Genomic DNA, 25278 nt, shown 5'->3' on the forward strand with positions numbered 1-25278 from the left:
CAGGGCGGTGACTGACCGTCACACCGGTCAGTCACCGCCCCCTTCCCCTTACCGCTGCACTACCCGGCCTTGATGCTGTGTCCGCCGAAGCCGCTGCGCCGGTCGGAGCCCTTGTTCTGGTCCTGCCACCACACGTCGAACTCCGGCTGGCCCATGGCGGACCAGTCGGGCGTGTTCTCGACCTGCGCGCTGCCCATCCTGCGGGCGAGCGCGACCATGGCTGCCCCGACGCTGCCGCGCTGGGCGTCGTACCTCTCCAGGACCTCCTTCCAGCTGTCGCCGGCCACCCAGGCGGCCTCCAGCGCGGTGGCGTCCTGGAGCGCCTTCACGCTGCCGCCGCCGATGTGCGGCCGGGCGACGCTGGCGGCGTCGCCGACGAGCACCATCCGCCCCGAGGTGTACTGCGGCACCTCGAGGTCGTAGATGGGCTGGATGAACGTGGTCTCGGCGGGGGTACGGAGCACCCTGGCCGCCCAGTACGGCGGGAAGTTGTCGGAGACGAGGGCACGCAGGTGCGCGGTGAGCTCCGAGTTGAGCCGACCCGGCGGCAGGGAGGTCGGGGTCCGCAGGTCCGGGTGGAGGCCCTCGGTCTGCGGGGGCGCGGTGTAGAGGACCCAGTTGAGCAGGTGGCCGCCGGCTCCGTCCGGGATCCGGTAGATCATGCAGTGGCCGCCGGGGAACACGATGTTGTGAGCGTCGTTGCCCTCGGAGGGAAGATCGGCGACGTCCCTCGACGTACCGCGCCAGCCGATGTAACCCGCGTACGTCGCGTCGGCGCCGGGAAACATGGCCTCACGGACGACGGAGCGGTACCCGTCCGCCCCGATCACGACGTCGAAGTGCTCCTCGTATCCGTCCGCGAGCCGCAGCGTCACGCCGTCGGCGTCCGGGTCCACGCCGGTGACCACCGCACCGGACCGGTAGGAGACCTCCTCGGGCACCCGGCGGCGCAGTTCGCTCCACAGGGAGCCCCAGCTGTAGGCGCGGAACGGGAAAGGCTGCTCGCCGATGGCCCGGCCGTGGTCCGCCTCGCCGTCGCGCGCGCTCCAGACCCGCCGGGTCAGTGGCGCCCAGGGCATCTCCGGTGCCACGTACCCGGCGTCCCTCAGTTCGTCGTACCGGTCGCTGTGAAGGGCGATACCCACTCCCCTGTCACGGAGTCGGGCGTCGGCACGCTCGAACACGGTGATCTTCTCGGCCCCGCCGCGGGCCGCGGCCAGGGCCGCGGCACACCCCGCTATGCTGCCGCCGACCACGGCGATGCTGCCTCCACGCATGACTGGTTCTCCACTCACTCGGTTCTCCGGTCGCCGTTCCGGGTGCTGCCGCGTCTGCAGGACCGGTCACAACTCGGCCTGAAACGGCGCCCGTTGTCCCGATCCTCTGCGGTCAGGACCCGGACGGAACCCTATCGAGGAGCGCCCGGCCGACGAACGGCGCACGGCACGGATGCGCGGGGTACCTCACCGGCGATCCCCGCCCCTCAGAGCATGATGAGCAGACGCGTATTCGCCTTGAGCTTCCTGTTCACCGAACGGCTCTGCACGTAGACCTCCAACTTGGGATTGTTGCCGGCCTTCACGGAGACCGTCCCGTGGATACCCGTACCGAACAGAAGGCTGCGGGCTGCTTCACCCGTGTAGGCGCGGTCGGTGTCCCTCTCGACCACGATGACTTCCTTGTCGGGCTGAACCTGGACCCGGGTGCCCAACTGGTAGTAGCAGGAGCCGCGTTCGTAGGTGACGCCCGGATGCGAATCGACGAAGGCCCGGATCTCGACCTCCTTGTCGACCTTCAGGAGCCGGTACTTGTCGGCCGAGACCGGTTCGAGGTTCGCCCGCACGTCGTCGACGGATATGTCCTGACCGACGGCGAACAGGTTCTTCGTACCGCGCACACCCTGCTCACGGCCCCGGAGGAAGCTGGTGGCGGCGGCGCGCACCGTGCCGATCGCCTCCTCGACGCCCTCCTTGGAATCCGCGTCCCAGATGGCGATGTTCCCGGCCGGGAAGCCGTAGTTCTGGGCGGTGCGCTTCGCCAGGGAGTTCGGGACGAGGATCGCGGAAGTCCAGTGGCCCGGAAGCGCGCCCATCTTCGCCGCGATCCTGTCGAGCCAGGGCCCGAGGATGGTCATGTCGCCGTCGTGCCGCCTGTCGCCGCCGGAGGCGTTCTCCTCGCCGTCCGTGACCACGATCTGGAGGAAGCTGTGCTCTCCGTACTCCTCCCAGATGTGCCCCAGGTCGTCCAGGGACTTCAGAGATGCCTCGATGAGGGCAGTGGCGCCGTTGTTGACCTTGTACAGACCTCGCATGGACGGCAGGTGCTTCACGTCCATGTCCCACACCAGGTTCTCGACCCTGTGGTCGAAGGAGTAGAGGCTGATCCGGGTCTCATGGCCGAGGTTGTCCGACTCGGCCTTCAGCCCCGCCACGAACTCGTCCACGACGCGGATGAGCTGACTCTGGTGCTGGTGCATGGAACCCGAACAGTCCACTACGAGCGCGACGTGATTGACCTTGTGCTGGATCTTGTTGGCGGACACGCGTCCACTCCCCCTCCGAGGCTCCCCGACTGATGCTTCCAACCTAGGGGGAGGCACTGACAACGGGGTTTGACGGACGATCACCGTGAGCCCCGTCGGATGAGCGCCCGAGCGGGACCGCGGCAACGACCTCGGGGGCGGCCGTACGAACCAGGCCGGCTAGCGCGCCACGCGGTGGCGGAGGTAGACGAATTTCGAGTTGAAGGTGCGGGTCTCGACGAGTTCGAGGTCCACGCGGCGCTCGCCCCGGGGAAAGAACGGAATGCCACCGCCGACCAGCACCGGGTAGACCATCGCCCGGTACTCGTCAATCAGATCCAACGCTGCCGCCTCGGCGGCGAGCGTCGCGCCGCCGATCGCGATGTCGCCTTCCCCCGGCTCGGCCCGCCACCGCTCGATCTCCTCCGCGAGGCCGCCGGAGGCCAGGCGGGCATTGCCCTGCACCGCCGACAGCGTCGTGGAGAACACCACCTTGGGAAGCCGCGTCCAGAGTGCGGTCCACTCACGGTCCGAGTCGTCGAGCGACGAGTCCTGGTCGGCGGTCTCCCAGTACAGCATCGTCTCGTACAGCCGTCGTCCCAGCAGGTGTACGCCGAGCTTCCGGGTCTCGTCGATCCAGAAGCGGAAGACTTCCTCGTCGGGCGCCGTCCAGTCGAAGGTGCCGTCCGGCCCGACGATGTAGCCGTCGAGCGAGACGTTCATCGCATAGGTCACGCTGCGCATCAGGAGGCCTCCTCGGGAGCGGGTTCGACAGTATGACCGCCGGACGCCGCAGAACTCATCGCGGCTCGCGGGCTTCCGCTGCGGCGACCCCGATGCGGGACTCGATCGATGGCGAGGCCCACCGGCTCGGCTCGGCTGTCGGGACCGGTGTCACCCGAGCGGGGCACTCCCGGCCGTCTCCTCGACGCGTCGGCCCTGGGCCTCCGTCTTCAGGCCCTCGCCGACCCAGCGCGCCGTCACCGACTGTGCGCGCCCGCGGAAGGTGGCCCGGGAGGTGGACGGAGCGGCCGCCCACACCTCGTCGAGGAAGGACGTGCCACCGCTCCGCCTGCTGTTCTCGACGCCCGAGTCCGGACCGGCGAAGACGATGCTCGGTTCCTCCCACCGGAAGTACGCGCGTCGGCCGCCGGCTCGGCGGCGACCAGGGCGGCCGTGTGGGACAGGTCCCGGCTCGGCGTCCTGACCGAGCAGCGGGGTCAGCCATCACCGCAAGGTCGGAGCCTTCATTCCCCCGAAGTGGCCCGTTCCCAGGCTTCGCGGATCTCGGGCGGGATCCGCCCCCGTGACGGGACGTCGTAGCCGTTGGCCCGTGCCCAGGATCGGATCGCTCCGGTGTCGACAGGCTGTGCGTCGGAAAGGGGTGGAGGCTTCCAGAGGGTCGGGCGTGAGGGTGTGAAGTGTGCGGGGCCCTCGACGAAGCTGGGCGGAAACAGGGGCACCTGAAGTTGCCTGCCGAGGACTGCGACCAGGAAAGCTGTGGCGTTTCCCTCATAGGTGAACCAGCCGGGGCCACGGGCCTCGTTGACCGCGATGTGCCAGCGGTCGGGTTCGGTTGCGGGGTCGGTGATCCAGAAGAGGTACTCGCCGTTGTCCGTCGCGCCGCAGGTGAAGAGCGTGTCGGGATCGTAGGGGACGGGGTGTGTGCCCTGGTCGTAATCCTTCTGCAATTGGGCGCGGATACGGCCCGGCACAGGGCCTGTGATGTTGACGAACTCGGTCACGCCGTGGGGGTGGAAGAGGCGCAGGTAGTCGTTGAAGGCCCCCGGCCCGTAGCGGTCAGCGAGCTGTTTGTAGTCCCGCGGCAGCGCCATGCCGAGGTCGGCTTCGATCCTGTCCCATCGGATGGCCATGGCCTGGTCAGGGGGCGGACAGAGCCGAGTGAGGTCGTTGAGGTCGGTCATTGGATTCCTTGACGACGACGGGATTGTTGCGCCGCGTGGTCGGGGTTGACGAAGTCGGTGTCGAGCCTGAAGCCGTTGGAGCCATCAGCCGCCATGTAGATGCGCGACGGCACGGAGTTCGCGTTGTCGTCGGTGTACTCGAGGTAGACGCTGTACTGAATCGTCTGGCCGGCGACGCCCTGAGAGGGGGCGCCTGATACAGCATCGTAGATCTGTTGCTCCAGGTCACGCATATGGGGACTGTTGGTCGGGTTCTGCGTGATGGTGAATAGATTGTCCAGGCTGTCGCCGGTGCCTCCCAGCATTCGAGCCAGCATGTGCCCGCGTGCCTGGTTGTAATCGTTGCCGTGGAGAAAACCTGGTGGTCGCAGCCCATTGTTGGCATGGGTGCCTTGATCGAGCATGTCGCGCGTGACGGTCGCATGCATCTCGTTCGGCCGACCGTGCTCGTCCTGGGCGAATACGACTTTGCCGCCCCAAGTGTGGTCCGGAGAGCAGCCCGCCAACCCCAAGGGGTCAGCCATGGTGAACGGGTTGGGCACGTAGGCGTAGTGGTTCGCCGCCGGCGCCAGCCCCAGCGGGTCCGGGCTGATGTAGCGCCCTGTCTGCGGGTCGTAATAGCGGTGGACGTTGTAGTGGAGTCCGGTCTCCGGATCGAAGTACTGCCCAGGAAACCGCAGAGGTGTGTACGCGGTGGCGTCGCTGTTCCACTGTGTGGCGCCCGAGACCGTGGAGCGCGCCCGCCAGGCCACGGCTCCGTCCGGGGAGACCATGTAGTGCGGGCTGCCGGTCAGATCGTTGACGATGGCGAAGAATCGGCGGTCCACGTCCTGCTGATCGTCGCCGTGGTGCTTCGTCTCACGCTGCGCGAGCGGGTACAGGCCGGCGTAGTCCCACACCAGAACGGTGTTTCCGGTCCGCTGCTCTGCCAGTTGGGCGCCGTCCCAGCTGTATTCGATGCGTTCGAGGACGGCCCCGTCCGGATCCTGTTGCACCTTGGCGATCCTGCGGCCGAGGCCGTCGTAGAGGTAGCGCCAGACAGTTGCCTGAGGGGTGTGCACCTGTACCAGATGGTCTTCGGCGTCCCATTCAAAGGTCCAGGTCTGCCGTTTTCCGCTGAGGGTTCGAACGCTGCGCGAGGTCAGTCGGCCCTGCACGTCGTAGGTGTAGTGCGTTCTTCCCGATCGGGACAGGCGGGTGCCGTCGTAGAGACGTTCACCGGCGCTGTCCTGCCCAGGGGCCCGCGCGGGAAGATCGGCCCGGGTCTGGTCGCCGGCCAAGTTGTAGGAGTACTGCTCGCTCCAACCCCGGGCCTGCACACCGGTGATTCGGCCGGCCATGTCGAGGGTGAATGTGCGGCGGCCCGTGATGCTGTCGTCGATGCCGACCGGCGCACCGTCGGGCTGGTAGGTGAAGACTCTCTCGAGGATCTCAGCCTCGGGAATGCTGACGCTGTGCCGCGTGAGCCGTCCGACCTCGTCCCACTCCTGCCGCGCAGCCAGTGAATCGTCCAGGCTTCGGGAGGTCTCCCGGCCGAGCGCGTCGCGTTGGAAGCGAAAGGTGTGCTCTCCGACTGTGAAGGCGCTGAGGCCTTCGAGCCCGTACTCAAGGCTGCTCTCGGCGCCGCTGGGGGCACGCCGCCACGTGCGTCGGCCCTGTGCGTCGTAGGCGTATCGGAAGGTGCGCCCGTTGACCGTCTCGGCAACGATCCGACCGGCTTCATCTGTTTCGAGGGTGACGCGTGCCTCAGGACTGGCTATCTCCTGGAGGCTGCCCGTCGGCGCGTAGGAGAAGGACGAGACCACGTCGTCGTCGTGGGACACCTGGACAACTCGGCCGAGGGCGTCACGTCGGTAGACAAGGCTCTGTCCTTCCATGTTGGTTCGCTTCGTCAGGCGGCCGGCCGCGTCGTGCTGGTACATCAGGGTGCGTCCGTCGAAGTCGGTCTCCCTCACGAGCCGTCCAGCCTGGTCGTAGACGTACGTCCACTCCCGGCCGCGGGTGTCGGTGACCTTGGTCAGACGCAGTTCACTGTCGTGGGTGAAGTGGTAGCCGGGCTCGTCGCCGCTGCGGGAACTGACCGGTACATCGAAGTGGGTGTAGTTGTGGGTAACGGTGCGCCCCATGCGGTCGGTATGGGTCCGAAGGTTGCCCTCACCGTCCCAGCTCCACTCCTCTCGGGTGCCGTCAGGCAGTTCGCGGCAGGACAGCCGGCCTTCGACGGTCCATTCCTGGCGAAGGGTGCCGCCCTCCGCGTCAGTGACCGCGGTGATGCGGCCGAAGCAGTTCCGGGTGCTGGTGGCTGTGGCCCCGGTGGCCGCTGTGACAGCCAGCGGTATCCCTGCCGCATTGTTCGAGACAACGACCGCTCCGCCTGCTTGTGGGCGGACCTCGGTAACAGCGCCTGTGCTGTCGAACACGAAATCTGTTCGCTCGCCGACCGGGTTGATCACGGCGGTGCGGTTGCCTGCTGCGTCGTACTCGTACCGGAAGCGTCTTCTGCCACGCTCGACGATCTCGATCGGCAGACGCTGCTCGTTGTAGACCGCAGTGGTGCGTTCACCGTCCGGCGCGGTCATGGCAATAACGTTGCCGGCCTCATCGCGATCGAGCCTCGTCGTGTGGCCAAGCGGGTCGGTTACCGTCAGCATCCGGTCGTAGGCGTCGAAGGTGTACTGGGTGGTGTTCCCCAAGGCGTCAGTCTCGGCTACGACCTGGTGGCGGTCGTTGAGGTGGAAAGCCGCGGTGGCACCGGTTGCGTCCGTGAACTGGGTGATCCGGTCACCGGTCTCGGTACGGGACCCGTAGGCGAAGGAGGAGGACAGGAACCCCTCGGGGCCGATCGTGCGGATCACACGTCCTGAATCGTCATAGACGTACCGATAGGTCGAGTCGTTTCGGTCGGTCCACGAGGTGATCCGCTTGTCCTGGTCATAGGTGAAACTCAGGGGAATTCCTGAGGAGTTCGTGACCATTTCCAGGCTTGCGTCGCTATCGAAGCCGAAAGCCACCACGGGGACAGGGCCCTGCGGAGTCTGGAGCGACAGACCGGTGACGCGCCCGAGTTGCGTGTCGGAAGTGACCCGCACTCGATAGCCGCCCTCGTGCAGCACGGCGGCGGGCAGGCCGTACTCGTCGCGGTGAATCCGGATGGCGTTGCCGTTGCGGTCTTCGACCTCGCACAACCAGTACAAGCCGCCACGGTAGGGGTTGCCGGTGAATCTGCGGATCAGCCCCGTGAGCGGGTCCGTCACCACGTACGTGGTATCACCCGTCGCCGTGGTGTCCCCACGCGTGAGCGGAAGCCTCTCGCCCTCGACGGGACACAGCTCCGCGTCCTCGTCGGGCAGAGCCGGGTAGAGGAGTACGGAACCGTCCTCGCGCGCCCAGGCGGCACCCGTGCCGAGAAGTTCCAGACGCTCGTCCAGAGTGGATGCCCAACTGATTCCAAAGAAGTGACCGTAGCGATAGTCGGATATATGGGTGCGCCGGAGCACGAGCGGCAAGACTCCGGGCAGTGCCAGATCAGTCTGTGGCAGCACCATCTGCCCACTGGCGACATCGACGGGGTCCGTCGCGCAGCGCCGTTTGGACAGGGAGACCGCATTGCTTCGCGGGTCCTCCTGTGCGTTGCGCATCGAGGGTGGCGGGCGGCGGCGTCCCCCTCCGTCGTCCACACGCCGTTCGCCCTTGCCGTCACCCTTGGCATCGCCCGAGGTGACCTTGTTCAGTCCGTCACGAATATCGTGGTCGGTATCCTTGTGGGTCTTGGAACTCCTGGTAAGGCCGTTGGGCACTGTCTTGCCCACGTGGTCGCCGAGGTCACCGAGCGCCTTACCCAGCTTCTCCACCACCCCCTCGATCGTGGTGTCGAGCACAGCGGTCAGGGAATCCTTGCCCTTGGCCCGGCCGTGGTGCCCCTTGGCCTTGCCGAGCTTGCCGCCCGTCTTCTCACGCATCGTGATCTGCACGCCGGCCAGGTGCATACCGGCCTTGCTGTGCGCATCGTGGTCGATCACCGGGCCGCCACCCGGACCCGGACCCGGACCGCCCGACCCACCCACCGAGTTGATCCGCAGCGCGTCCTTGCCCGCCTGTGCCGTCTGGCCGGTGTTGTAACCGTCCTGCACACCCGCGACGTTCAGCGCCGTCTGAACAGCCAGGTCCGCCACGATGTTCTCGATCGCGGCGACCGCCGGCTCGGTGAGCGTCGCGACAATCTCCGACACCGCCGCCTCGGCCATTTCCTTCAGGATCCGCTTGAAGGCGATACGAGTAGCTGCGATCTTCGCGCCCGCCAGGAGCGTCGACAGGCCGGCCGTCACCGGTGCAAACGCCAGGGTGATTCCCACCGTCGCGACCAGGTCCGCCAGCTCAGCCACGGCGGCTATCTTCCGGGCCACGATGATGTCCGCGACCCTGTCCAGCGCACCGGCGACGAGACGCGCCGCCTTCGCCAGGTCCTTGTGCTTGCCCTGCACCTTCGACCAGTGCTTGTCCAACGCGGTCAGCGACTCGCTCTGTCCGCTCGCGAGCAGCTTCTGGATGTGCTGGTAGGCCGCGTACGCGTCGTCGTCCGCGTCGTCCCCGAACTCCCGTAGTGCGTCCGCCATATCGCGGTACGCGTCCTCATCGACGTTCGGCCAGCCCACACCGACCACATCGAGCATCGTGTCGACGCCCTCAGGAATCGTGTACCCCACGAAGCAACATCCCCCGGTTCACAGCTCATCAGCTCAACCCACAAAGCGATTAGCAAGCATGCCACGAGATGATCATGGGAGACTCTCCCGCCTCCCTCAGGTTCACGAGATGCGCTTTACCGCGTCACAACACAGGCGTGTCCCGCAGAGGTTGCGGAAGACTGCGGTGCGGTGGCGCGCTGTTCGCAACCATGCCTGCCATGCCGGATTGCCAGCCGGGTCGGTGGTGTCCGGGGTGGACATCCTCCGCGGAGGCTTCCTGCGGCGCCGCTCTGATGCGGAGCCGAGCGGTGATGTACGCGGCGGGCTGCGCCGGGCGCCAGTCGAGCCACCAAGAGGTCAGGTCGGCGCTGATGTCGTGAACGTCCAGCCCCTGGTCGATGAAGGGCCTCAGTGCGTACGCAAGGCGGCGCAAGCCTTCACCCTGGGTCCACCCGACGAGCGGCCGGACCTGGCGGGCGATCCCGATGTCCTGGGCGACCTGCCGCGGACTCCGGCGCGATGAAGGCTTGGAGAGTGAGGTGGTTCGGGCCTCGCGCGCTCGCGCCGGGTATCTCTCACAACAGGGCAAGGTCAGGCTGCCATTCGTCACCGAGATTCATTCGGCTGAAGATCTGACCCCCGACGAGCAGAGAGGCGGCCACGCCAGGAACAAGGTTCAGACAAAGTAGTCCTCGGCGTCTTCCATCTCACTGCCCATCAGGCTCATCATCGCCTCGTATTTTTCACGACCGAGGTAATACGCCCCCGTATGATGAGAAAAGAAGAAGCGTCCATTCTCATCCATGAGAATGGTGGAACCGTCATAGGTGTCGTATCCCACCGGGAAAAGCTGTACACCGAGGTCTCCGGCGAGTTCAGAGGTCTCCTCGGCATCCCCCTTGAATACAATATGCGGCGTGAAAATCGCGAAGTTTTCCGGTGCTGTGTCGATGACAGCCCGGAGGAACGCGTGCTCCCGAATGAATGCGCGGGCGGGCGCGGGGGGCTCGATTTCCACACCGTAGGCCCAATACCGCTCAACTACGACCGCGATCGCCTCGGTTGACGCCTCCTCCCCGACATCGCGTCCCGGGTACCACCCGCCTCTCGTCAGCCACCCATCTACTTCTTCAACTGTGGAAAGAACCGGCACAGTCGCCCTCGCCTACCTAACCGTGACACCGATCAACGGGAGTATTCTTGAGCACAATCGACAGGCCTCTTTGCAAACTCCGCCGTTCCGATCTTTACGTTATCCCCATTTCTGTGCCTTGCAGTCGATTCGATACCAGCGCTACCTTGGCACCTTTGACGCATGGCGTTGCTGTAGTGACTGGCGCTGGTGCCGGCCAGCTCCGCCTCGCCATACCGCTCGCACAGCCGCCGGGCCAGATCCATGGTCCTGGGGTTGTCCGTCGTGAAGGGCCCTACGTAACCTCGACCCGGACGAGCAGGGTGGTGACCGATGAGGCACACCGTGTCCTTCGTGCACTTCCAAACAACTGGTGGGAAACACCCGTCATGCGCGACCGTTGGCACCCGCACGTCGCCTCCCTGGCGCAGTTGACTTCATAACCCCACAGGGGACTTCCCTGCCCGGCCCAACCCTCAGGACGAGCATGACGTTCTTCGACAATCCCGTGATCCCCGGCTTCAGCCCGGACCCGAGCATCTGCCGGGCTGGCGACGACTACTACGTGGCGACGTCCAGCTTCGAGTACGTACCCGGCGTGCCGCTGTGGCACAGCCGCGACCTGGTGCACTGGAGGCTGATCGGGCACGCGCTGGACCGGCCCTCGCAGCTGGACCTGCCCGACACCGCCCCGTCCTCGACCGGCGTGTACGCGCCCACGATCCGCTACCACGACGGCCTGTTCTGGTTGATCACGACCGTGGTGGCCGGCGGCGGCAACATCCTGGTGACCGCACAGGACCCCGCGGGGCCGTGGTCGGACCCGGTCCCGGTCGGCATACCTGGCATCGACCCCGACCTGGCCTGGGACGAGGAGGGAAACTGCTGGTGCGTGTTCTCCTCGGAGGGGATCCGCGGGGTACGCATCGACCCGAAGACCGGCGACCTGCTGAGCGAACCGGTGGCGATGTGGTCGGGAAGCGGGCTGCAGTATCCCGAGGGGCCGCACCTGTACCGGATCGGCGACTGGTGGTACCTGCTGCTGTCCGAAGGCGGCACGGAACGCGGTCACGCACTGTCGGTGGCCCGGTCCCGGACGGTGCAGGGGCCGTTCGAGCCGCACCCCGCCAACCCCGTGCTGTCCCACCGCAGTACCGGCCACCCGGTGCAGAACACCGGCCACGGCGACCTGGTGCAGGCGCAGGACGGCACCTGGTGGATGGTGCTGCTGGGTACCCGGCCGCGCGGTGACACACCGATGTACCACGGACTGGGCCGGGAGACGTTCCTGGTCCCGGTGCGCTGGGAGGACGAATGGCCGCTGCCGGGGCCGCTGGAACTGCACGCGGCCGCTCCGGCGCTGCCGCCGCAGCCCTGGCAGCACGAGCCGGAGCGGGACGACTTCGACTCCACCGCGCTCGCCCCTTCCTGGGTGACGCTCCGGCGGCACGACCCGGCGGCTGTCCGCCTCGACGAGCGGCCCGGCCACCTCGTTCTGCACGCCCGCGCGGACGGCCTCGACAAGCCCGGCGCCCTCTTCGTGGGACGGCGCCAGCGCGATCCCGACTGCAGCGCGCGCACCCTGGTCGGTGTCGACGAAGGCGGCCGTGCCGGGCTCACGGTACGCATGGACGAGGCTCACCACTACCAGGTGGAGACCGGCGAGGGCACGGTCCGCGCCGTGGCCAGGATCGGCCCGCTGCGCCAGACCGTCGCCGAACGGAGCCTGCCGCCGGGCCCCGTGACCCTGCGGATCGACGTCACCACCACCGACGTCCTGCCGCCCACCGTCACCGTTCGCCCCACGGATCCGGAAGCCGCGGTCCCGCCCGGCCTGCGCGTCGGCGGCCCCGACACGCTCCGCCTGGGGTACGAGACGGCCGACGGCGACTTCGAGATCCTGGCCGAGCTCGACGGCCGCTACCTCACCACCGAGGTCGCCGGAGGCTTCACCGGCCGCGTCATCGGCATGTACGCCACCCGCGGCAGTGCGGCCTTCGACTGGTTCGAGTTGCGGCCTGCCTGACGGACCACCCCCCGCGGCCCGGCTTCCGCCTCGGCGGGATCGGGCCGCGCAGGGCGGCCGGACGCCGGGGGCACGGATGGCGCACCACATGTTGCCGCCCCGATGACTCGAGGAAAGGCTGAGCCGAATGTCCCCCGGGTCCCAGCGAGCGCGGACGGGCCCGCGCCGGTCGCGGCGGACGGAAGGAGCGATGCCATGAGGGTCATGTTGCGGGCGTGGATGGACACACAGATCTCGAACGAAGCCGTCAAGAACGGCAGTCTGCAGAAGATCATGCAGTCGATGGCCGAACAGCTCAAGCCGGAGGCGGCCTACTTCGGCCCGGGCGACGGCGGGCGCTGTTGCACCTTCGTCTTCGACATGCAGGACAGCTCACAGCTGCCCAGCATCGCTGAGCCGCTCTTCGAGGGACTCGGTGCGAGGATCGAGATCCAGCCGGTGATGAACAGCGAGGACCTGCAGAAGGGCCTCGCCGCGGTGAACCGGGGCTGACCGCTTCCGCCCCGGCAGCCCGCTCGCACCGCAGCGCAGCCTCGGCCGTCCCGATGCCCTCCCCGGCATCGGGATGGAAGCATGCCGTGCATGGAACAGCCTGCCGAGACCCTCGCCTTCGACCAGGTCGAGCTGCGCCGGTGGCGCGCGAGCGACGTCGAGACCTTGAACCGCGTGGTCACCGAATCGCTCCCCCACCTGCTTCCGTGGATGCCCTGGGCGTCCACCTACGACCACACCACGATCGCCGACTACCTGACTCGCAGCGAGGGCGAGTGGGAGTCCGGCCAGGCCTACAGCTATGCGATCACTTCAGGCGGTGCGGTGATCGGCAGTTGCGGCCTCATGCGGCGGATCGGCACCGGCGGGCTGGAGATCGGCTACTGGCTCCACCCGGGGTGGACCGGGCGGGGCCTCGCCACCATGGCCGCTGCCGCCCTCCTCCGGCAGGGTTTCGCCCTGCCGGAGATCGATCGGATAGAGATCCACCACGATGCGGCGAACCGGGCGAGCGAAGCCGTCCCCCGCCGTCTGGGTTTCACCGAGATCGAGCGTGCGCCGGTTCCCGGCGGGCCGGATACGCAGAGCGAGTCGGGGATCAACGTGATCTGGCGCATCCAGCCCTCTGCCGCGCCCTGAAAGTGGCCCGCGCCGGCGGAGCGGCATCGGGCGGCGAGGGCACGGTCGGTAGCGGGCCCGGCGACCGGTGAGAGTCAACTCGCCTGTTTTCAAGTCAATTTGACGGACAATCACATGGCCCTGAACTGGGCGCACATGGCCTGACCTCCACCCGGCCGCAAGCGCTTGCCCAAAGCCACCAGACCCCAACAACTACGCACAGACCCCGAGATCCGCTCCGGAATGCCGCGGAGCCGGGCGCTCCGCCGGTGTCTGAACTTCACGAGAACTCCAGCGAAATGGCACGTGTGTGGATATCGTGCACCGAGCGAGGGCGCATCCGTCAGTCCATGGGATCGGCGGATGCGTCCCGTTTGTGGGGATGCAACTGTGGCTGGGGGGTTCATGGGGCATGTCGAAATACCTGAATCAGACATATCCGGGCCGGTGGGACTGGCGGGCGCACCACGGCCGCGTACCGCTGCGTCCCGGAACCGCACGGCGGCTCTCGAACAGTTGTGGAGAGCTCCGACCGCACAGCGCGACGACGCGGACCGCCCGCGGACGAAGAAGAAGCCGGGCCGGCGCCTGCCGCTCCTGGTCCTGACCGACGCGCTGGGGCTCGGTATTCCGGCCTGGCTCGTCCTGAGCGCCGCCGATCAGCCGCGACCACTGATCATCGGCGCCCTGACGACACTCGTGTGGACCGGGGTGCGCCTGGCGCGCGGCCGGTACACGGACCGGCTGCCGGCGGACTCCGGTGGGGCGCCCGGTGCGGTCGGCGACTGGCTGGTGCTCGTCGGAGTGCTCGCCGTGCTGTGTGCGGCGGCGGGCGGATCCCTCGACCCGGCGACCGCGGTCCTGGCGCTGGTGCCCGGCCTGGCCGTGACCGTGCTCGCCTCGGGACTGCGGGGCAGGCCCGGTTCCACCCGCCACCGGCAGGCGTCACGCCGGGTGCTGGTGGTCGGCGGGGCCGCGGGGGTGGACCGGGCGGTGACCCTGCTCAGCTCCCGTACGGACCACCTGTACACGGTGGCGGCCGCCGTTCCGGTGGGACCTGCGCAGCTGAGCTGCGACACACCGGTACCGGGGCGGCTCGCCCCGGAGCCGGCGGACGACGACGTGTCCACGGTGCTCGGCGGTGCCTTCGCCCATGATGCGGACCTCGTACTCGTGGTGCCCGGGCCGCAATTCGGCGACGAGAGGCTGCGCCCGCTGTCGTGGGGCCTGCACGACAGCGGGCTCGCGCTCTGCGTGCTCTCGGAACTGTCGGGCGTCTCGGCGAGCCGCGTGCGGCCCTCCGACGCCGCCGGGCTGACCCTGCTGCACATCGCGCCTCCGCTGCGGCACGGTCCGCAGCCCTGGCTCAAGACCGTGGTGGACCGGAGCGGTGCCGCGCTCGGACTGCTGGTGCTGGCCCCGCTGTTGTTCGTGGTCGCCCTGGCGGTCCGGTTCTCGTCACCCGGCCCGGTGTTCCACCGCCAGATCCGGCACGGACGGCACAGCAGGCCCTTCACCATGTGGAAGTTCCGCACGATGGTGGCGGATGCGGAGACCCGTAAGGCGCAGCTCACCGGGGCGAACGAGAGTGAAGGCCCGATGTTCAAGATGCGCCGCGACCCGAGGGTGACCCGGATCGGCCATGCGCTGCGCCGGACCTCCATCGATGAACTCCCGCAGCTTCTCAACGTGCTACGGGGTGACATGTCCCTGGTAGGTCCGCGCCCGCCGCTGCCCGAGGAGGTGTCGCGTTACGACGAGCGTGAGCGGCGCCGGCTCGCGGTGAAGCCGGGGCTGACCGGCCTGTGGCAGGTCAGCGGGCGCTCGGACCTCTCGTGGCAGGAGACCGTGTCGCTGGACCTCTGGTACGTCGACAACTGGTCGGTGGTCACGGACATGGGGCTCCTCGCCCGTACGGTGCGGGCCGTCACCGACGGCCGCGGGGCGTACTGATCGCGATGGAGGAACTCGGACGAGGAGCCCATGGGTGCCGGGCGGGGCGGTCAGCCCTGCCCGAGCCACCAGGCGTAGGTGCGGGCGATGCCGTCGCGCAGGGGGATCTGCGGCTTGAAACCGAGGGAGGAGAGCCGGGACACGTCGAGGAGCTTGCGCGGGGTGCCGTCCGGCTTCGAGGTGTCCCAGCCGATGCTCCCCTGATACTCCGTCACATCCCGTACGGTCTCGGCGAGTTCCCTGATGGTCAGGTCCTCGCCGCAGCCGATGTTGACCGGCTCGTCCCCGTCGTAGGACTCCAGCAGCCGCACACAGGCCGCGGCGAGGTCGTCGACGTGCAGGAATTCACGGCGGGGGGTGCCGGAGCCCCACAGGGTGACCTCGGGCGCACCGTCCCTCTTCGCCTCGTGGAACCGGCGGATCAGGGCGGGCAGGACGTGCGAGGTCTCCAGGGCGAAGTTGTCACCGGGACCGTAGAGGTTGGTGGGCATGGCGCTGATGAACGAGGCGCCGTACTGCCGGCGGTAGGACTGGACCTGCACGATTCCGGCGATCTTGGCCAGCGCGTAGGCCTCGTTGGTCGGCTCCAGCGGGCCGGTGAGCAGCGAGTCCTCGCGGATCGGCTGCGGGGCGTGCTTGGGGTAGATGCAGGACGAGCCGAGGAAGAGCAGCCGCTCCGTCCCCGCCGCGTGCGCCCCGGCGATCACGCTGAGCTGGATGCGCAGGTTGTCCTCCAGGAACTGCACCGGCCAGGTGCTGTTGGCCATGATCCCGCCCACTTTGGCGGCGGCCAGTACGACGACGTCCGGACGGGCGTCGCGCAGGAACGCCTCGGTCGGTGCCGCGTCACGCAGATCGAGGTCGCCGCGGTCACGGGTGACCACCTCGTGGCCGTCGGCGGTGAGGCGGCGCACCAGCGCCGAGCCGACGAGACCGCGGTGCCCCGCGACGAATATGCGGGAGCCGGGGCGTAGGAGGGGGCGGACGGATTCCTGGGGCGGGCCGGGGATATCGGTCGTCATGGCTCGGATTGTGCCAGCAGCACCGCGTCCGGGTGAGCTTTTGCCCAAAGCGCTCAGATGTTGATATTTCGGTGAACCAACCGCCCATCGGGCGACCACAGAAGGGGGGAGTCATGGCGAAGTCCGCACTCATCACCGGCGTGACCGGTCAGGACGGTTCGTACCTGGCGGAGCTGTTGCTCGAGAAGGGGTACACGGTCCACGGTCTGATACGCAGATCGTCGAGCTTCAACACGGAGCGGATAGACCACATCTACCAGGGTCCCGAGGAGGCGAATCGTTCGTTCGTCCTCCACCACGCCGATCTGTCCGACGGCGTCGCCCTGGTGAACCTGCTGCGTGACATCCGCCCCGACGAGGTCTACAACCTGGGCGCGCAGTCGCACGTCCGGGTCTCGTTCGACGCGCCCCTGTACACCGGGGACGTCACGGGTCTCGGCACCATGCGGCTTCTGGAAGCGGTCCGCGCCAGCGGGATCGACACCCGCATCTACCAGGCTTCGTCGTCCGAGATGTTCGGCGCCAGCCCGCCCCCGCAGAACGAGAGCACCCCCTTCCACCCGCGCAGCCCGTACAGCGTGGCCAAGGTGTACGGGTACTGGGCGACGGTCAACTACCGCGAGGCGTACGACATGTTCGCCGTCAACGGGATCCTGTTCAACCACGAGTCCCCGCGCCGCGGCGAGACCTTCGTGACCCGCAAGATCACCCGCGGGGTGGCGCGCATCAAGGCCGGACTCCAGGACCGGCTGCATCTGGGCAACCTCGACGCCGTACGGGACTGGGGGTACGCGCCCGAGTACGTGGAAGCGATGTGGCGGATGCTGCAGTGCGACACCCCGGACGACTACGTGGTGGCCACCGGCGTGGGGGTCAGCGTCCGGCAGTTCGTCGAGTACGCCTTCGAGCACGCGGGCCTCGACTGGGCCGAGTACGTGCGCTACGACCCCAAGTACGAGCGTCCCAGCGAGGTCGACGCACTGATCGGTGACGCCTCCAAGGCGGAGGAACTGCTGGGCTGGAAGCCCGAGGTGAAGTCGCAGGAGCTGGCCAGGATCATGGTCGACGCGGACATCCGGCTGCTGACCGACCAGCTCACGGGTGCGGCCGTGCGGGTGGACCGATGAGAGGGCCAGGACGCCTCAGACGGACCCGGAGCGCCGTGTTCGCGGCGGTTCTCGCCCTCGGTGCGGGTGCGCTCGGCGCGGGCGCCGCTCCCCCTGCGGCCGCGCTGACCCCGCCGGTCGGCTTCACGGCCGACCACCTCTCCACGTACCAGACCAACGGCATCGTCTGGTCGCTCGCCGAGGCGAACGGCGTGGTCTACGCGGGCGGTACGTTCTCCAACGTCCGCCCGGCCGGCTCCCCCGCGGGCAGCAACACGACGCCCGCCGTGAACTTCGCCGCGTTCGACGCGGCCACCGGGGCGCCCACCGGCTGCTCGCTCTCCTTCACCCGCAGCGGCGGGACCGCCACGGTCCGGGCCCTCGCGGTCTCCGCGGACAGGGCCACGCTGTACGCGGGTGGCTACTTCAACGCCGTCAACGGGACGGCCGCGAACGGCCTGGTCGCGATCAACACCGCGACCTGTCAGCTGCGTCCGGGATTCTCTCCCGACTTCGGTGCGACGGTGCGCGCCCTGGACGTCGCCGCGAACGGCACGGTCTACGCGGGAGGTGACTTCCAGACGGTCAACGGCCAGACGCGGCGCTACTTCGGCGCGGTCACCGCCACGGGCGCCCTGACCGCGTGGAACCCCGACGCGGACGAGCCCGGCCGGGCGCTGAAGGTGACCCCCGACGGGGCGAGTGTGCTCATCGGCGGCGACTTCTTCACCGTCGGCGGCGCCGCGTCGCACGCTCTCGCGGTGACGAGCGCCTCATCGGGTGCGCCGACCCGCGCCTACACCGGCAACTTCATCCCGTCGTCCGCGGTGATCAAGGACATCGTCACGGACGCCGCCTCCGACGGCTGGTACGTCGCGGGCGAGGGGGCCGGGGGTTCGTCGTTCGACGGCAGGCTCGCCCTGGGCCTCGACGACTTCGAGCAGCGGTGGCGGGACACCTGCCAGGGTGCGACCCAGGCGCTGCGCGTCTACCAGGGGGTGCTGTACGCGGGCAGTCACGTCCATGACTGCTCGTCCATGGGCGGCTTCCCCAACCAGGTCCGCAAGCACCTCACCGCCCAGTCCGTCGACGACCCGGCGCTGCTGGGCTGGCTCCCGGACACCAATGACGGCATCGGGGAGCCGGTCGGGCCCCGGGCCCTGACCGTCGCCTCGCGCGGCGGCCGCGACTTCCTCTGGGTGGGCGGCGAGTTCACCACGGTCAACGGGGTGTCCCAGCAGGCGCTGACGCGGTTCGCCAACACTCCCGACACGGGTGCGCCCGCCGCTCCGGCCGTGAGTGTGTCCGCACCGCGGGCCGGAGAGGTGAAGGTCCGCTGGCGTTCGAGCCTGGACCTGGACGACAGCCTGCTGACCTACCGGGTCTACCGCGACGGCGGCGCGACTCCCGTCCACACCGCGACCGGTTCCTCGCTCTTCTTCAGCCGGCCGCAGCTGACCTTCACCGACACGAACGTGGTGGCGGGCAGGACGTACTCGTACCGGATCACGGCGAGCGACGGGACCAACACCAGCGGGCTGTCCGCCGCCGCCTCGGTGACGGCCGCCGCCTCGGCCTCCCCGTACCAGGAGAAGGTGCTCGCCGACGGCGCCGGCCTGTACTGGCGCTACGACGAGGCGGGCGGTGCCTTCGCGGCGGACGCCTCGCCCGACGACAACTCAGGGGTGTACATGAACGCCCCCACGTACCGCTCCGCACCGTCCGCGGTGGCCGGCTCGGCGGCGCTCTCCCTCAACGGCGTCGACGAGTACGTCTACAGCGACCGCTTGCACCGGTACACCTCGCCCACGCCGTACTCGATCGAGACATGGTTCCGGACGACCTCCACGACGGGCGGACGGATCATCGGCTACGGCAGCAACATCGGGACCGCGCAGGGCCAGACCAGCGGCACCTCCGACAAGCTGCTGTACCTGACGGACAACGGGCGCCTCGCGTTCGGCGTCCAGTCCGGCAACAGCAGCACCCGGCCCACCATCACCACGGCGGGCACGTACAACGACGGTTCCTGGCACCACGCCGTCGCGACCCAGGGGCCGTCCGGCATGGTCCTGTACGTGGACGGGGCGGCCGTCGGCACGAACGCGGCCACCGGCAACCGCTCGTACAACGGTTACTGGCGGGTGGGCGGGGACGCCATGAACAACGCCTGGCCGAACCGGCCCACGAGCACCTATTTCGCCGGACAGGTCGACGAGACCGCGGTCTATCCGACGGCGCTCACCGCCGCCCAGGTCGCCGCGCACCACGCGCTGGCGGACACCCCGCCCGGCCCCGGCGACACCACGCTGAGCGTCCCACCGGACGAGGACGCGTACGTCAACAGCGTGTCGGCGAACACGAACTACAACGACAGCCAGCTAGCCTCCCGGGGCACCACGGCCTATCTGAGCTATCTGCGGTTCACCGTTCCGCCGGCCCCGTCCGGCCAGGTGCTCAAGAGCGCCCGACTCGCCTTCCGCACGTCGTCGGACTCGACGGCGGGATCCCTGGACAGCCACAGCGTCGTGCCGGTCACCGGCACGTGGACCGAGTCGACGGTCACCTACAACACCCGGCCGGCGCTCGCCGCGACCGTGCTGGGGACCATCACCGGCGCTACCTCGGTCTCCACCGACGACACGGTGGAGCTGAACGCGTCCGCACTGGGCGGGGCCCTGGGCTCCGTCTACTCACTCGCCCTCACCAGCAGCGGGACGGACAGTCTCCGCATCTGGTCGGGCGAGGCAGGAACCGCGGCCTACCGGCCGCAGCTCGTTCTCACCTTCGGAGCTGAATGATGAACGCAAGTACGGGGCACAGACCCGGAGGACGCGGCCGTGTGCGGGCCGTCTCCACCGCTCTCTGCCTGTTCGCCGGCGCCCTGACCGCCGCGGCGGCCGGGGCATCCCCGACGGCGGCACTGACACCTCCGGTGTCTCTCACCGCGGACGACCTCACCACCTGGCAGACCAACGGCATCGTCTGGTCGATGGCCGCGACCGACGGCGTCGTCTACGCCGGCGGCACCTTCTCCACCGTCCGGCCGCCGGACGCCGCGGCCGGCACCTCTGAGCAGCCCGCGGTCAACTTCGCCGCCTTCGACGCGGCGACGGGCGCACCGACGGGGTGCAGCCTGTCGTTCACGCTCTCGTCGGGCACGGCCACCGTTCGCGCGCTGGCGCTGTCGCCGGACGGACAGACCCTGTACGCGGGCGGGCAGTTCGGGGCGGTGAACGGGGAGGGCGTCAGCAACATCGCCGCCATCGACACCTCGACCTGCACCCCGCGCCAGGACTTCAAGATCGCCGTCTCGGCGACGGTGCGGGCCCTGGACGTCACCGCGGACACCGTCTACCTGGGCGGCGACTTCAACAGTGTCGGCGGGCAGACCAGGAACAATTTCGCCGCCGTCACCACCGGCGCCGACCTGCTGCCGTGGACGGCCAACGCCGACGAGGTCGCCCGCGCAGTCCAGGTGACACCCGACGGACAGCACGTGGTGCTCGGCGGTGACTTCTTCACCGTCAACGGCACCACCTCGCACGCACTGGCCGTCGTGGACGCCACCACGGGTGCGCTCACCAGGAGTTACCCCGGCTTCATCCCCAACACCTCCACGGTGCAGGACCTCACGACGGACGCGACCGGCCTGTACACCGCCAACGAGGGCACCGGCGGCGGTGTCTTCGACGGCCGGATCGCCATCGACCTCGACGACTTCCAGCAGCGGTGGCGGGACACCTGCCTGGGAGCCACCCAGACCGTCCTCGTGCACTCGGGCGTGCTGTACAGCGGAAGCCACGCCCATGACTGCGCCAGCATGGGCGGCTTCCCCGACCAGCCGCGCAGGCATCTGCTCGCCCAGTCCGTCGACGACCCGGAGCTGCTGCCCTGGTTCCCGGACACGAACGACGGCATCGGCGAGCCCGTCGGGCCGCGGGTGATGACCCAGACCGACAAGGGCGGCAGGCACTACCTGTGGGTGGGCGGGGAGTTCACCACCGTCAACGGCGCCGCGCAGCAGGGGCTGACCCGCTTCGCCGACGGCCCGGACACCGGGGTGCCGTGGGTGCCCAACGTCAGCCTCTCCACGGTCGCTGCAGGACAGATCGACGTCACCTGGCAGACCAGCTTCGACACGGACGACGGGGAGCTGACCTACCGGATCTACAAGGACGGGGCGAGCACGCCCGTACACACGACGACCGGGTACTCGCTGTTCTGGGACCGGCCCCAGCTGAAGTGGACCGACACCGATGTGGCGGTCGGCGAGACCCACTCCTACCGCATCACCGCGAGCGACGGCACCAACACAAGCGCCAAGTCCCCGGCACAGTCCGCGACCGTGGCGGCGACGGCGGAGAGCTATCCGGCGCGTGTGCTGGCCGACGGCGCCTCGCTGTACTGGCGCTACGACGAGGGCACGTCCACCTTCGCCGCCGACACCACGGGCGGGCTGAACAACGGCTTCCTGCGCAACGGACCCGCCTACCGGCAGACCCCGGCCGCCGTCGCGGGAGCCTCGACCGCGATCGGCTTCAACGGCTCCGACGAGTACGCGTACAGCAACAAGCTCCACCCGCAGCCCACCCGGTTCTCCGTGGAGACCTGGATCAAGACCACCACGGTCCGGGGCGGCAAGATCATCGGGTTCGGCAATCTGACGATGCAGAACAGCTCCCGCTACGACAAGCACGTGTACATGGCCAATGACGGGCGGCTGGTCTTCGGCATCCACAACGGCAGCACCCGCACCATCACGACGCCCGGCTCGTACAACAACGGCGCCTGGCACCACGTCGTCGCCACCCAGGGCCCCGGCGGCATGGCCCTGTACGTCGACGGGCAGCTGCGTGCGGCCAACTTCCTCTACACCACCAACGAGAACTACCCCGGCTACTGGCGGGTCGGCGGGGACAACCTGAACAACTGGCCCAACCGCCCGACCAGCAACTTCTTCGCCGGGCAGATCGACGAGACCGCCGTGTACCCGACCGCGCTGGCCGCTTCGCAGGTCAGCGCCCATTACGCCCTGAGGACGGGTTGATGAGGTATCCGTTCCTGGCCGGCGCCGTCGTCGTCATCGCGACGGCGGCGCTGGCCGCCTGCGGCTCGTCCGCCGACGGGAGCAAGGAGGCCGCCGCGGGCAGCAAGCCGCCCGCGGCGGCCCCGCCCGCGCCGTCCGTGGCCGGGCCGTCCGCCTCCCCGGCCGGCCCGGGGGCCGCCCGGACGAGCGAACCGCCGAAGGTGCCCGCCGACGGGATCACCCCGGCCACCGGCTCGTTCACCAAGAAGCAGAAGGAGTACCTGACCGACCGTGTCCCCAAGGGGATGGACCCGGCCGCGGTGCTCCAGACCGGTCAGGAGACCTGCGACAGGCTCCGCTACCTGGTCAAGGCCGACCGGGACATCGCCGTCGGCGCGATCGTCACGGGCGAGGTCGCCGACGCGAAGCCCGCCGTCGCCCATCTGTGCCCGCAGCACCAGGACCTGGTGGACGAGGCCGCGCTCGGCTACGCCGACGGCACGCACCAGGGAGCGAAGCTCCGGCCCGGCCGCTACCGGGCCGCATCCCCCACCAAGGACTGCAGCTGGCAGCTGACCGGGGCGAACGGCAAGGTGCTGGGCTCCGGCTCCTCGGACACCGGCGGACGGGTGGAGATCACCGTCCCGGAGGCTGCCCGCACGTTCACCTCCACAGGCTGCTACGCCTGGCTGCCCGAAGGAGACAAGAGTTGAACAAGCTGCCCATCGCCGTGGCGATCCCCACGAAGAACGAGGGCCTGAACATCGCCGAGGCCGTGAAGTCGGTGCTCGGCCACTTCGAGGCGGTCGTCGTCGTGGACTCCCACAGCACGGACGACACGGCGAAGATCGCCGAGGAGTGCGGGGCCGAGGTGGTCGAGTACACCTGGGACGGGGGCCATCCGCGCAAGAAGCAGTGGTGCCTGGACCACGTCCGCACCGATCTGGACTGGATCCTGGTGCTGGACGGCGACGAGCGGCTCAGCCCCGGCCTGCTGGCGGAGCTGCGGCAGATATTCGCCGACCCCGACGCCCCGAAGCCCGCCGCGTACGACATACCGCTGGGGTACTGGTTCTCCGGGAAGCGGCTGCGCCACGGCTACACGATCCGCAAGCGATCGCTGACCGACCGCACCCGCTGCCACTACCCGGAGGTCGGGGACCTCGACGCGCCGGGGATCGGGGAGGTGGAGGGGCACTACCAGCCGGTCGCCGCGACGGCCGAGGCGCTGCGCAACCCCATCGAGCACCAGGACCTCGACCCCGTCACCGCCTGGTTCGAGCGCCACAACCGGTACTCGGACTGGGAGGCGTGGCTGGAGCACCACCCCGATGTCAAGGAACAGGTGCGGAAGGTGAAGTCCCGTCAGGGGCAGCTCTTCCACAAGGCGCCGTTCAAGCCGCTCGTCTCCTTCGCCTACATGTACGTCTACCGGCGCGGGTTCCTGGACGGGCGGGCCGGGCTGGACTTCGCCCTTGCCATGAGTTTCTACCGCTGGCAGATCGCGCTCAAGTCCCGTGAGTCGCCTGCACGTTGACGGGCCGAGCCCTCACCCTCGCCTCCGGCGGACCACGTCCTCGTAGGTCCGCCGGAGGGTGGCGGTGACGGCCTCGATGGTGAACTGGTCGTTGACCAGCTGCCAGGCGGCCTTGCCCGCCTGCTCGGCGGCCTCCGGCTCCAGCAGCTCCAGGATCGCGTCGGCGACCTTACGGGCGTTGGCCGCGTCCTCTCCGACCCGGCTGTCGATGACCCGGCCCGCACCGGCCCCCGACACATCGGGGCCCTGCCCGCAGGTGCGGGTGATGACGACCGGGGTGCCGACCGACATCGCCTCCAGGACCGAGACCGGGAACGGCTCCTCGATCGCCGGCAGCACATACACATCGGCCTCGCGCCCGGCGGCGAGGACCGCGTCGTGCTCCAGCGGGCCCACATGGTCGAGGGAGTCCGTGACACCCAGCTTCCGGGCGAGGGCGAGGGTGCCGGCGAGCGCGCCGGTGTCCGGGCCGGCCAGCACGAAGCGGGCATCCGGGTGGTGGGCGAGGACGTGCGGCATCGCGGCGATGAAGTCCTCGGGCCGCTTGCGCTCCTGGATGCGGGCGAGGTACAGCACGGTCGGCGGGCGGCCGGGGTCGCGGGCGGGCTTGCGCTCCTGCGGGCGGACACCGTTGACCAGCCGTACGGTACGGGTGAGCGGAACGGGCGCTGCGACGGCGTTCACGTCGACCCGCTCCATCTCGGTGAGGTGCAGGACGGCGTCGGCCTCGCGCAGCACCTTGCGGACCCCGAGGACATCGGTGAGCTGGGCGACCTTCTTCTCGGTGGGGTCGATCATGCCGTGGGTCTGGACGACCAGGGGTGTACGGGTCGCGAGCGCGAGGAGCGCGGCCGGCAGGGTCACCAGGTCCCGCATCAGATGGACGTGCACGAGGTCGGCGCCGCGCATCATGCGGCGTGCGGTGCGAAGCAGCGCGGCGGAGGTGATGCCACTGACCTCGAACATCGGGAGCAGGTGCCGTGCCTGGAAGAGGTGGACGGGAACGCCTTCCACGTGGCTGGGCAGTTCACCGTCGGGGAAGCCGTCGCCGAGGGCCATGACGCGTGCGTCGTCACCGTTCGCCCGCTGGACCTTGGAGAGGTTGAACGCCACCCGGGTCGGCCCGCCGAAGGCATGGTCCGGAGTGTGGAGCGTGACAACGTGCAGGATTTTCACCAGAGTTCCCCTCAACTGCGGCCAATACTTCACAGAGTAGTCATCTCGCCTCCTCA

Annotated in this window: 17 protein-coding genes; 9 read left to right on the forward strand and 8 right to left on the reverse strand. The window is 68.9% G+C overall.

Going from position 1 to position 25278, the window contains the following annotated elements; genetic code table 11:
• Positions 1-59: 59 nt before the first annotated feature.
• From OG257_RS09475 to OG257_RS09500, 6 genes are all read right to left on the reverse strand, one after another.
• Positions 60-1277, reverse strand: coding sequence for an FAD-dependent monooxygenase (locus OG257_RS09475; protein ID WP_329206463.1), 1218 nt, complete (start codon positions 1275-1277; stop codon positions 60-62).
• A 206-nt stretch (positions 1278-1483) separates the two neighbouring features.
• A complete protein-coding gene (locus tag OG257_RS09480) occupies positions 1484-2542 on the reverse strand; it encodes a vWA domain-containing protein (protein WP_329206464.1) in 1059 nt (352 codons plus the stop codon).
• A gap of 159 nt (positions 2543-2701) precedes the next feature.
• The gene (locus tag OG257_RS09485) at positions 2702-3265 is read right to left on the reverse strand and encodes a dihydrofolate reductase family protein (RefSeq protein WP_329206465.1); all 564 of its coding nucleotides are present in this window, start codon (positions 3263-3265) and stop codon (positions 2702-2704) included.
• Between the two features lie 503 nt (positions 3266-3768).
• Positions 3769-4446, reverse strand: a complete 678-nt coding sequence (locus OG257_RS37230; protein ID WP_443054341.1) for an Lsr2 family DNA-binding protein — start codon at positions 4444-4446, stop codon at positions 3769-3771.
• Positions 4443-9149 carry an RHS repeat-associated core domain-containing protein gene (locus tag OG257_RS09495; RefSeq protein ID WP_329206467.1) on the reverse strand — a complete coding sequence of 1569 codons (4707 nt, stop codon included), beginning with the start codon at positions 9147-9149 and terminating at the stop codon, positions 4443-4445. The genes OG257_RS37230 and OG257_RS09495 overlap by 4 nt, the downstream gene beginning before the upstream one ends.
• Before the next feature lie 658 nt (positions 9150-9807).
• A complete protein-coding gene (locus OG257_RS09500; RefSeq protein ID WP_329206468.1) occupies positions 9808-10284 on the reverse strand; it encodes an SUKH-3 domain-containing protein in 477 nt (158 codons plus the stop codon).
• 466 nt (positions 10285-10750) lie between these two features.
• On the opposite strand from OG257_RS09500, the gene OG257_RS09505 reads away from it, so the two are divergent.
• The 4 genes from OG257_RS09505 to OG257_RS09520 all read left to right on the forward strand — a co-directional run bounded on the left by OG257_RS09505 (position 10751) and on the right by OG257_RS09520 (position 15352).
• Positions 10751-12289: a glycoside hydrolase family 43 protein gene (locus tag OG257_RS09505; protein WP_329206470.1), complete on the forward strand. Its 1539-nt coding sequence runs from the start codon at positions 10751-10753 to the stop codon at positions 12287-12289.
• Between the two features lie 195 nt (positions 12290-12484).
• Positions 12485-12781 carry a DUF3303 family protein gene (locus OG257_RS09510; RefSeq protein ID WP_329206472.1) on the forward strand — a complete coding sequence of 99 codons (297 nt, stop codon included), beginning with the start codon at positions 12485-12487 and terminating at the stop codon, positions 12779-12781.
• A gap of 90 nt (positions 12782-12871) precedes the next feature.
• Complete coding sequence (locus tag OG257_RS09515; protein WP_329206473.1) at positions 12872-13420, forward strand: GNAT family N-acetyltransferase; 549 nt, start codon at positions 12872-12874, stop codon at positions 13418-13420.
• 384 nt (positions 13421-13804) lie between these two features.
• Positions 13805-15352, forward strand: a complete 1548-nt coding sequence (locus OG257_RS09520) for a sugar transferase (RefSeq protein WP_329206474.1) — start codon at positions 13805-13807, stop codon at positions 15350-15352.
• Between the two features lie 50 nt (positions 15353-15402).
• On the opposite strand, the gene OG257_RS09525 is transcribed toward OG257_RS09520, so the two are convergent.
• On the reverse strand, positions 15403-16374 hold the full coding sequence (locus OG257_RS09525) for a GDP-L-fucose synthase family protein (protein ID WP_329206476.1): 972 nt from the start codon (positions 16372-16374) through the stop codon (positions 15403-15405).
• A 113-nt stretch (positions 16375-16487) separates the two neighbouring features.
• Between OG257_RS09525 and gmd the strand changes: the two genes are divergently transcribed.
• From gmd to OG257_RS09550, 5 genes are read left to right on the forward strand one after another with little or no spacing between them, the layout of a single operon-like run.
• Positions 16488-17501 (forward strand): GDP-mannose 4,6-dehydratase, encoded by a 1014-nt coding sequence (gene gmd / locus OG257_RS09530; RefSeq protein ID WP_329206478.1) that lies wholly within the window; start codon positions 16488-16490, stop codon positions 17499-17501.
• On the forward strand, positions 17498-20281 hold the full coding sequence (locus OG257_RS09535; protein WP_329206480.1) for a DNRLRE domain-containing protein: 2784 nt from the start codon (positions 17498-17500) through the stop codon (positions 20279-20281). The genes gmd and OG257_RS09535 overlap by 4 nt, the downstream gene beginning before the upstream one ends.
• Positions 20278-22530, forward strand: coding sequence for a LamG domain-containing protein (locus OG257_RS09540; protein WP_329206482.1), 2253 nt, complete (start codon positions 20278-20280; stop codon positions 22528-22530). The genes OG257_RS09535 and OG257_RS09540 overlap by 4 nt, the downstream gene beginning before the upstream one ends.
• On the forward strand, positions 22530-23222 hold the full coding sequence (locus OG257_RS09545) for a hypothetical protein (RefSeq protein ID WP_329206483.1): 693 nt from the start codon (positions 22530-22532) through the stop codon (positions 23220-23222). Before OG257_RS09540 ends, OG257_RS09545 begins: the two co-directional genes overlap by 1 nt.
• Complete coding sequence (locus OG257_RS09550; RefSeq protein ID WP_443054344.1) at positions 23219-24046, forward strand: glycosyltransferase family 2 protein; 828 nt, start codon at positions 23219-23221, stop codon at positions 24044-24046. Before OG257_RS09545 ends, OG257_RS09550 begins: the two co-directional genes overlap by 4 nt.
• A 12-nt stretch (positions 24047-24058) precedes the next feature.
• On the opposite strand, the gene OG257_RS09555 is transcribed toward OG257_RS09550, so the two are convergent.
• Positions 24059-25222, reverse strand: a complete 1164-nt coding sequence (locus OG257_RS09555; protein WP_329206485.1) for a glycosyltransferase — start codon at positions 25220-25222, stop codon at positions 24059-24061.
• Positions 25223-25278 lie beyond the last annotated feature (56 nt).

Source organism: Streptomyces sp. NBC_00683, from assembly GCF_036226745.1.
Classification (GTDB): domain Bacteria; phylum Actinomycetota; class Actinomycetes; order Streptomycetales; family Streptomycetaceae; genus Streptomyces.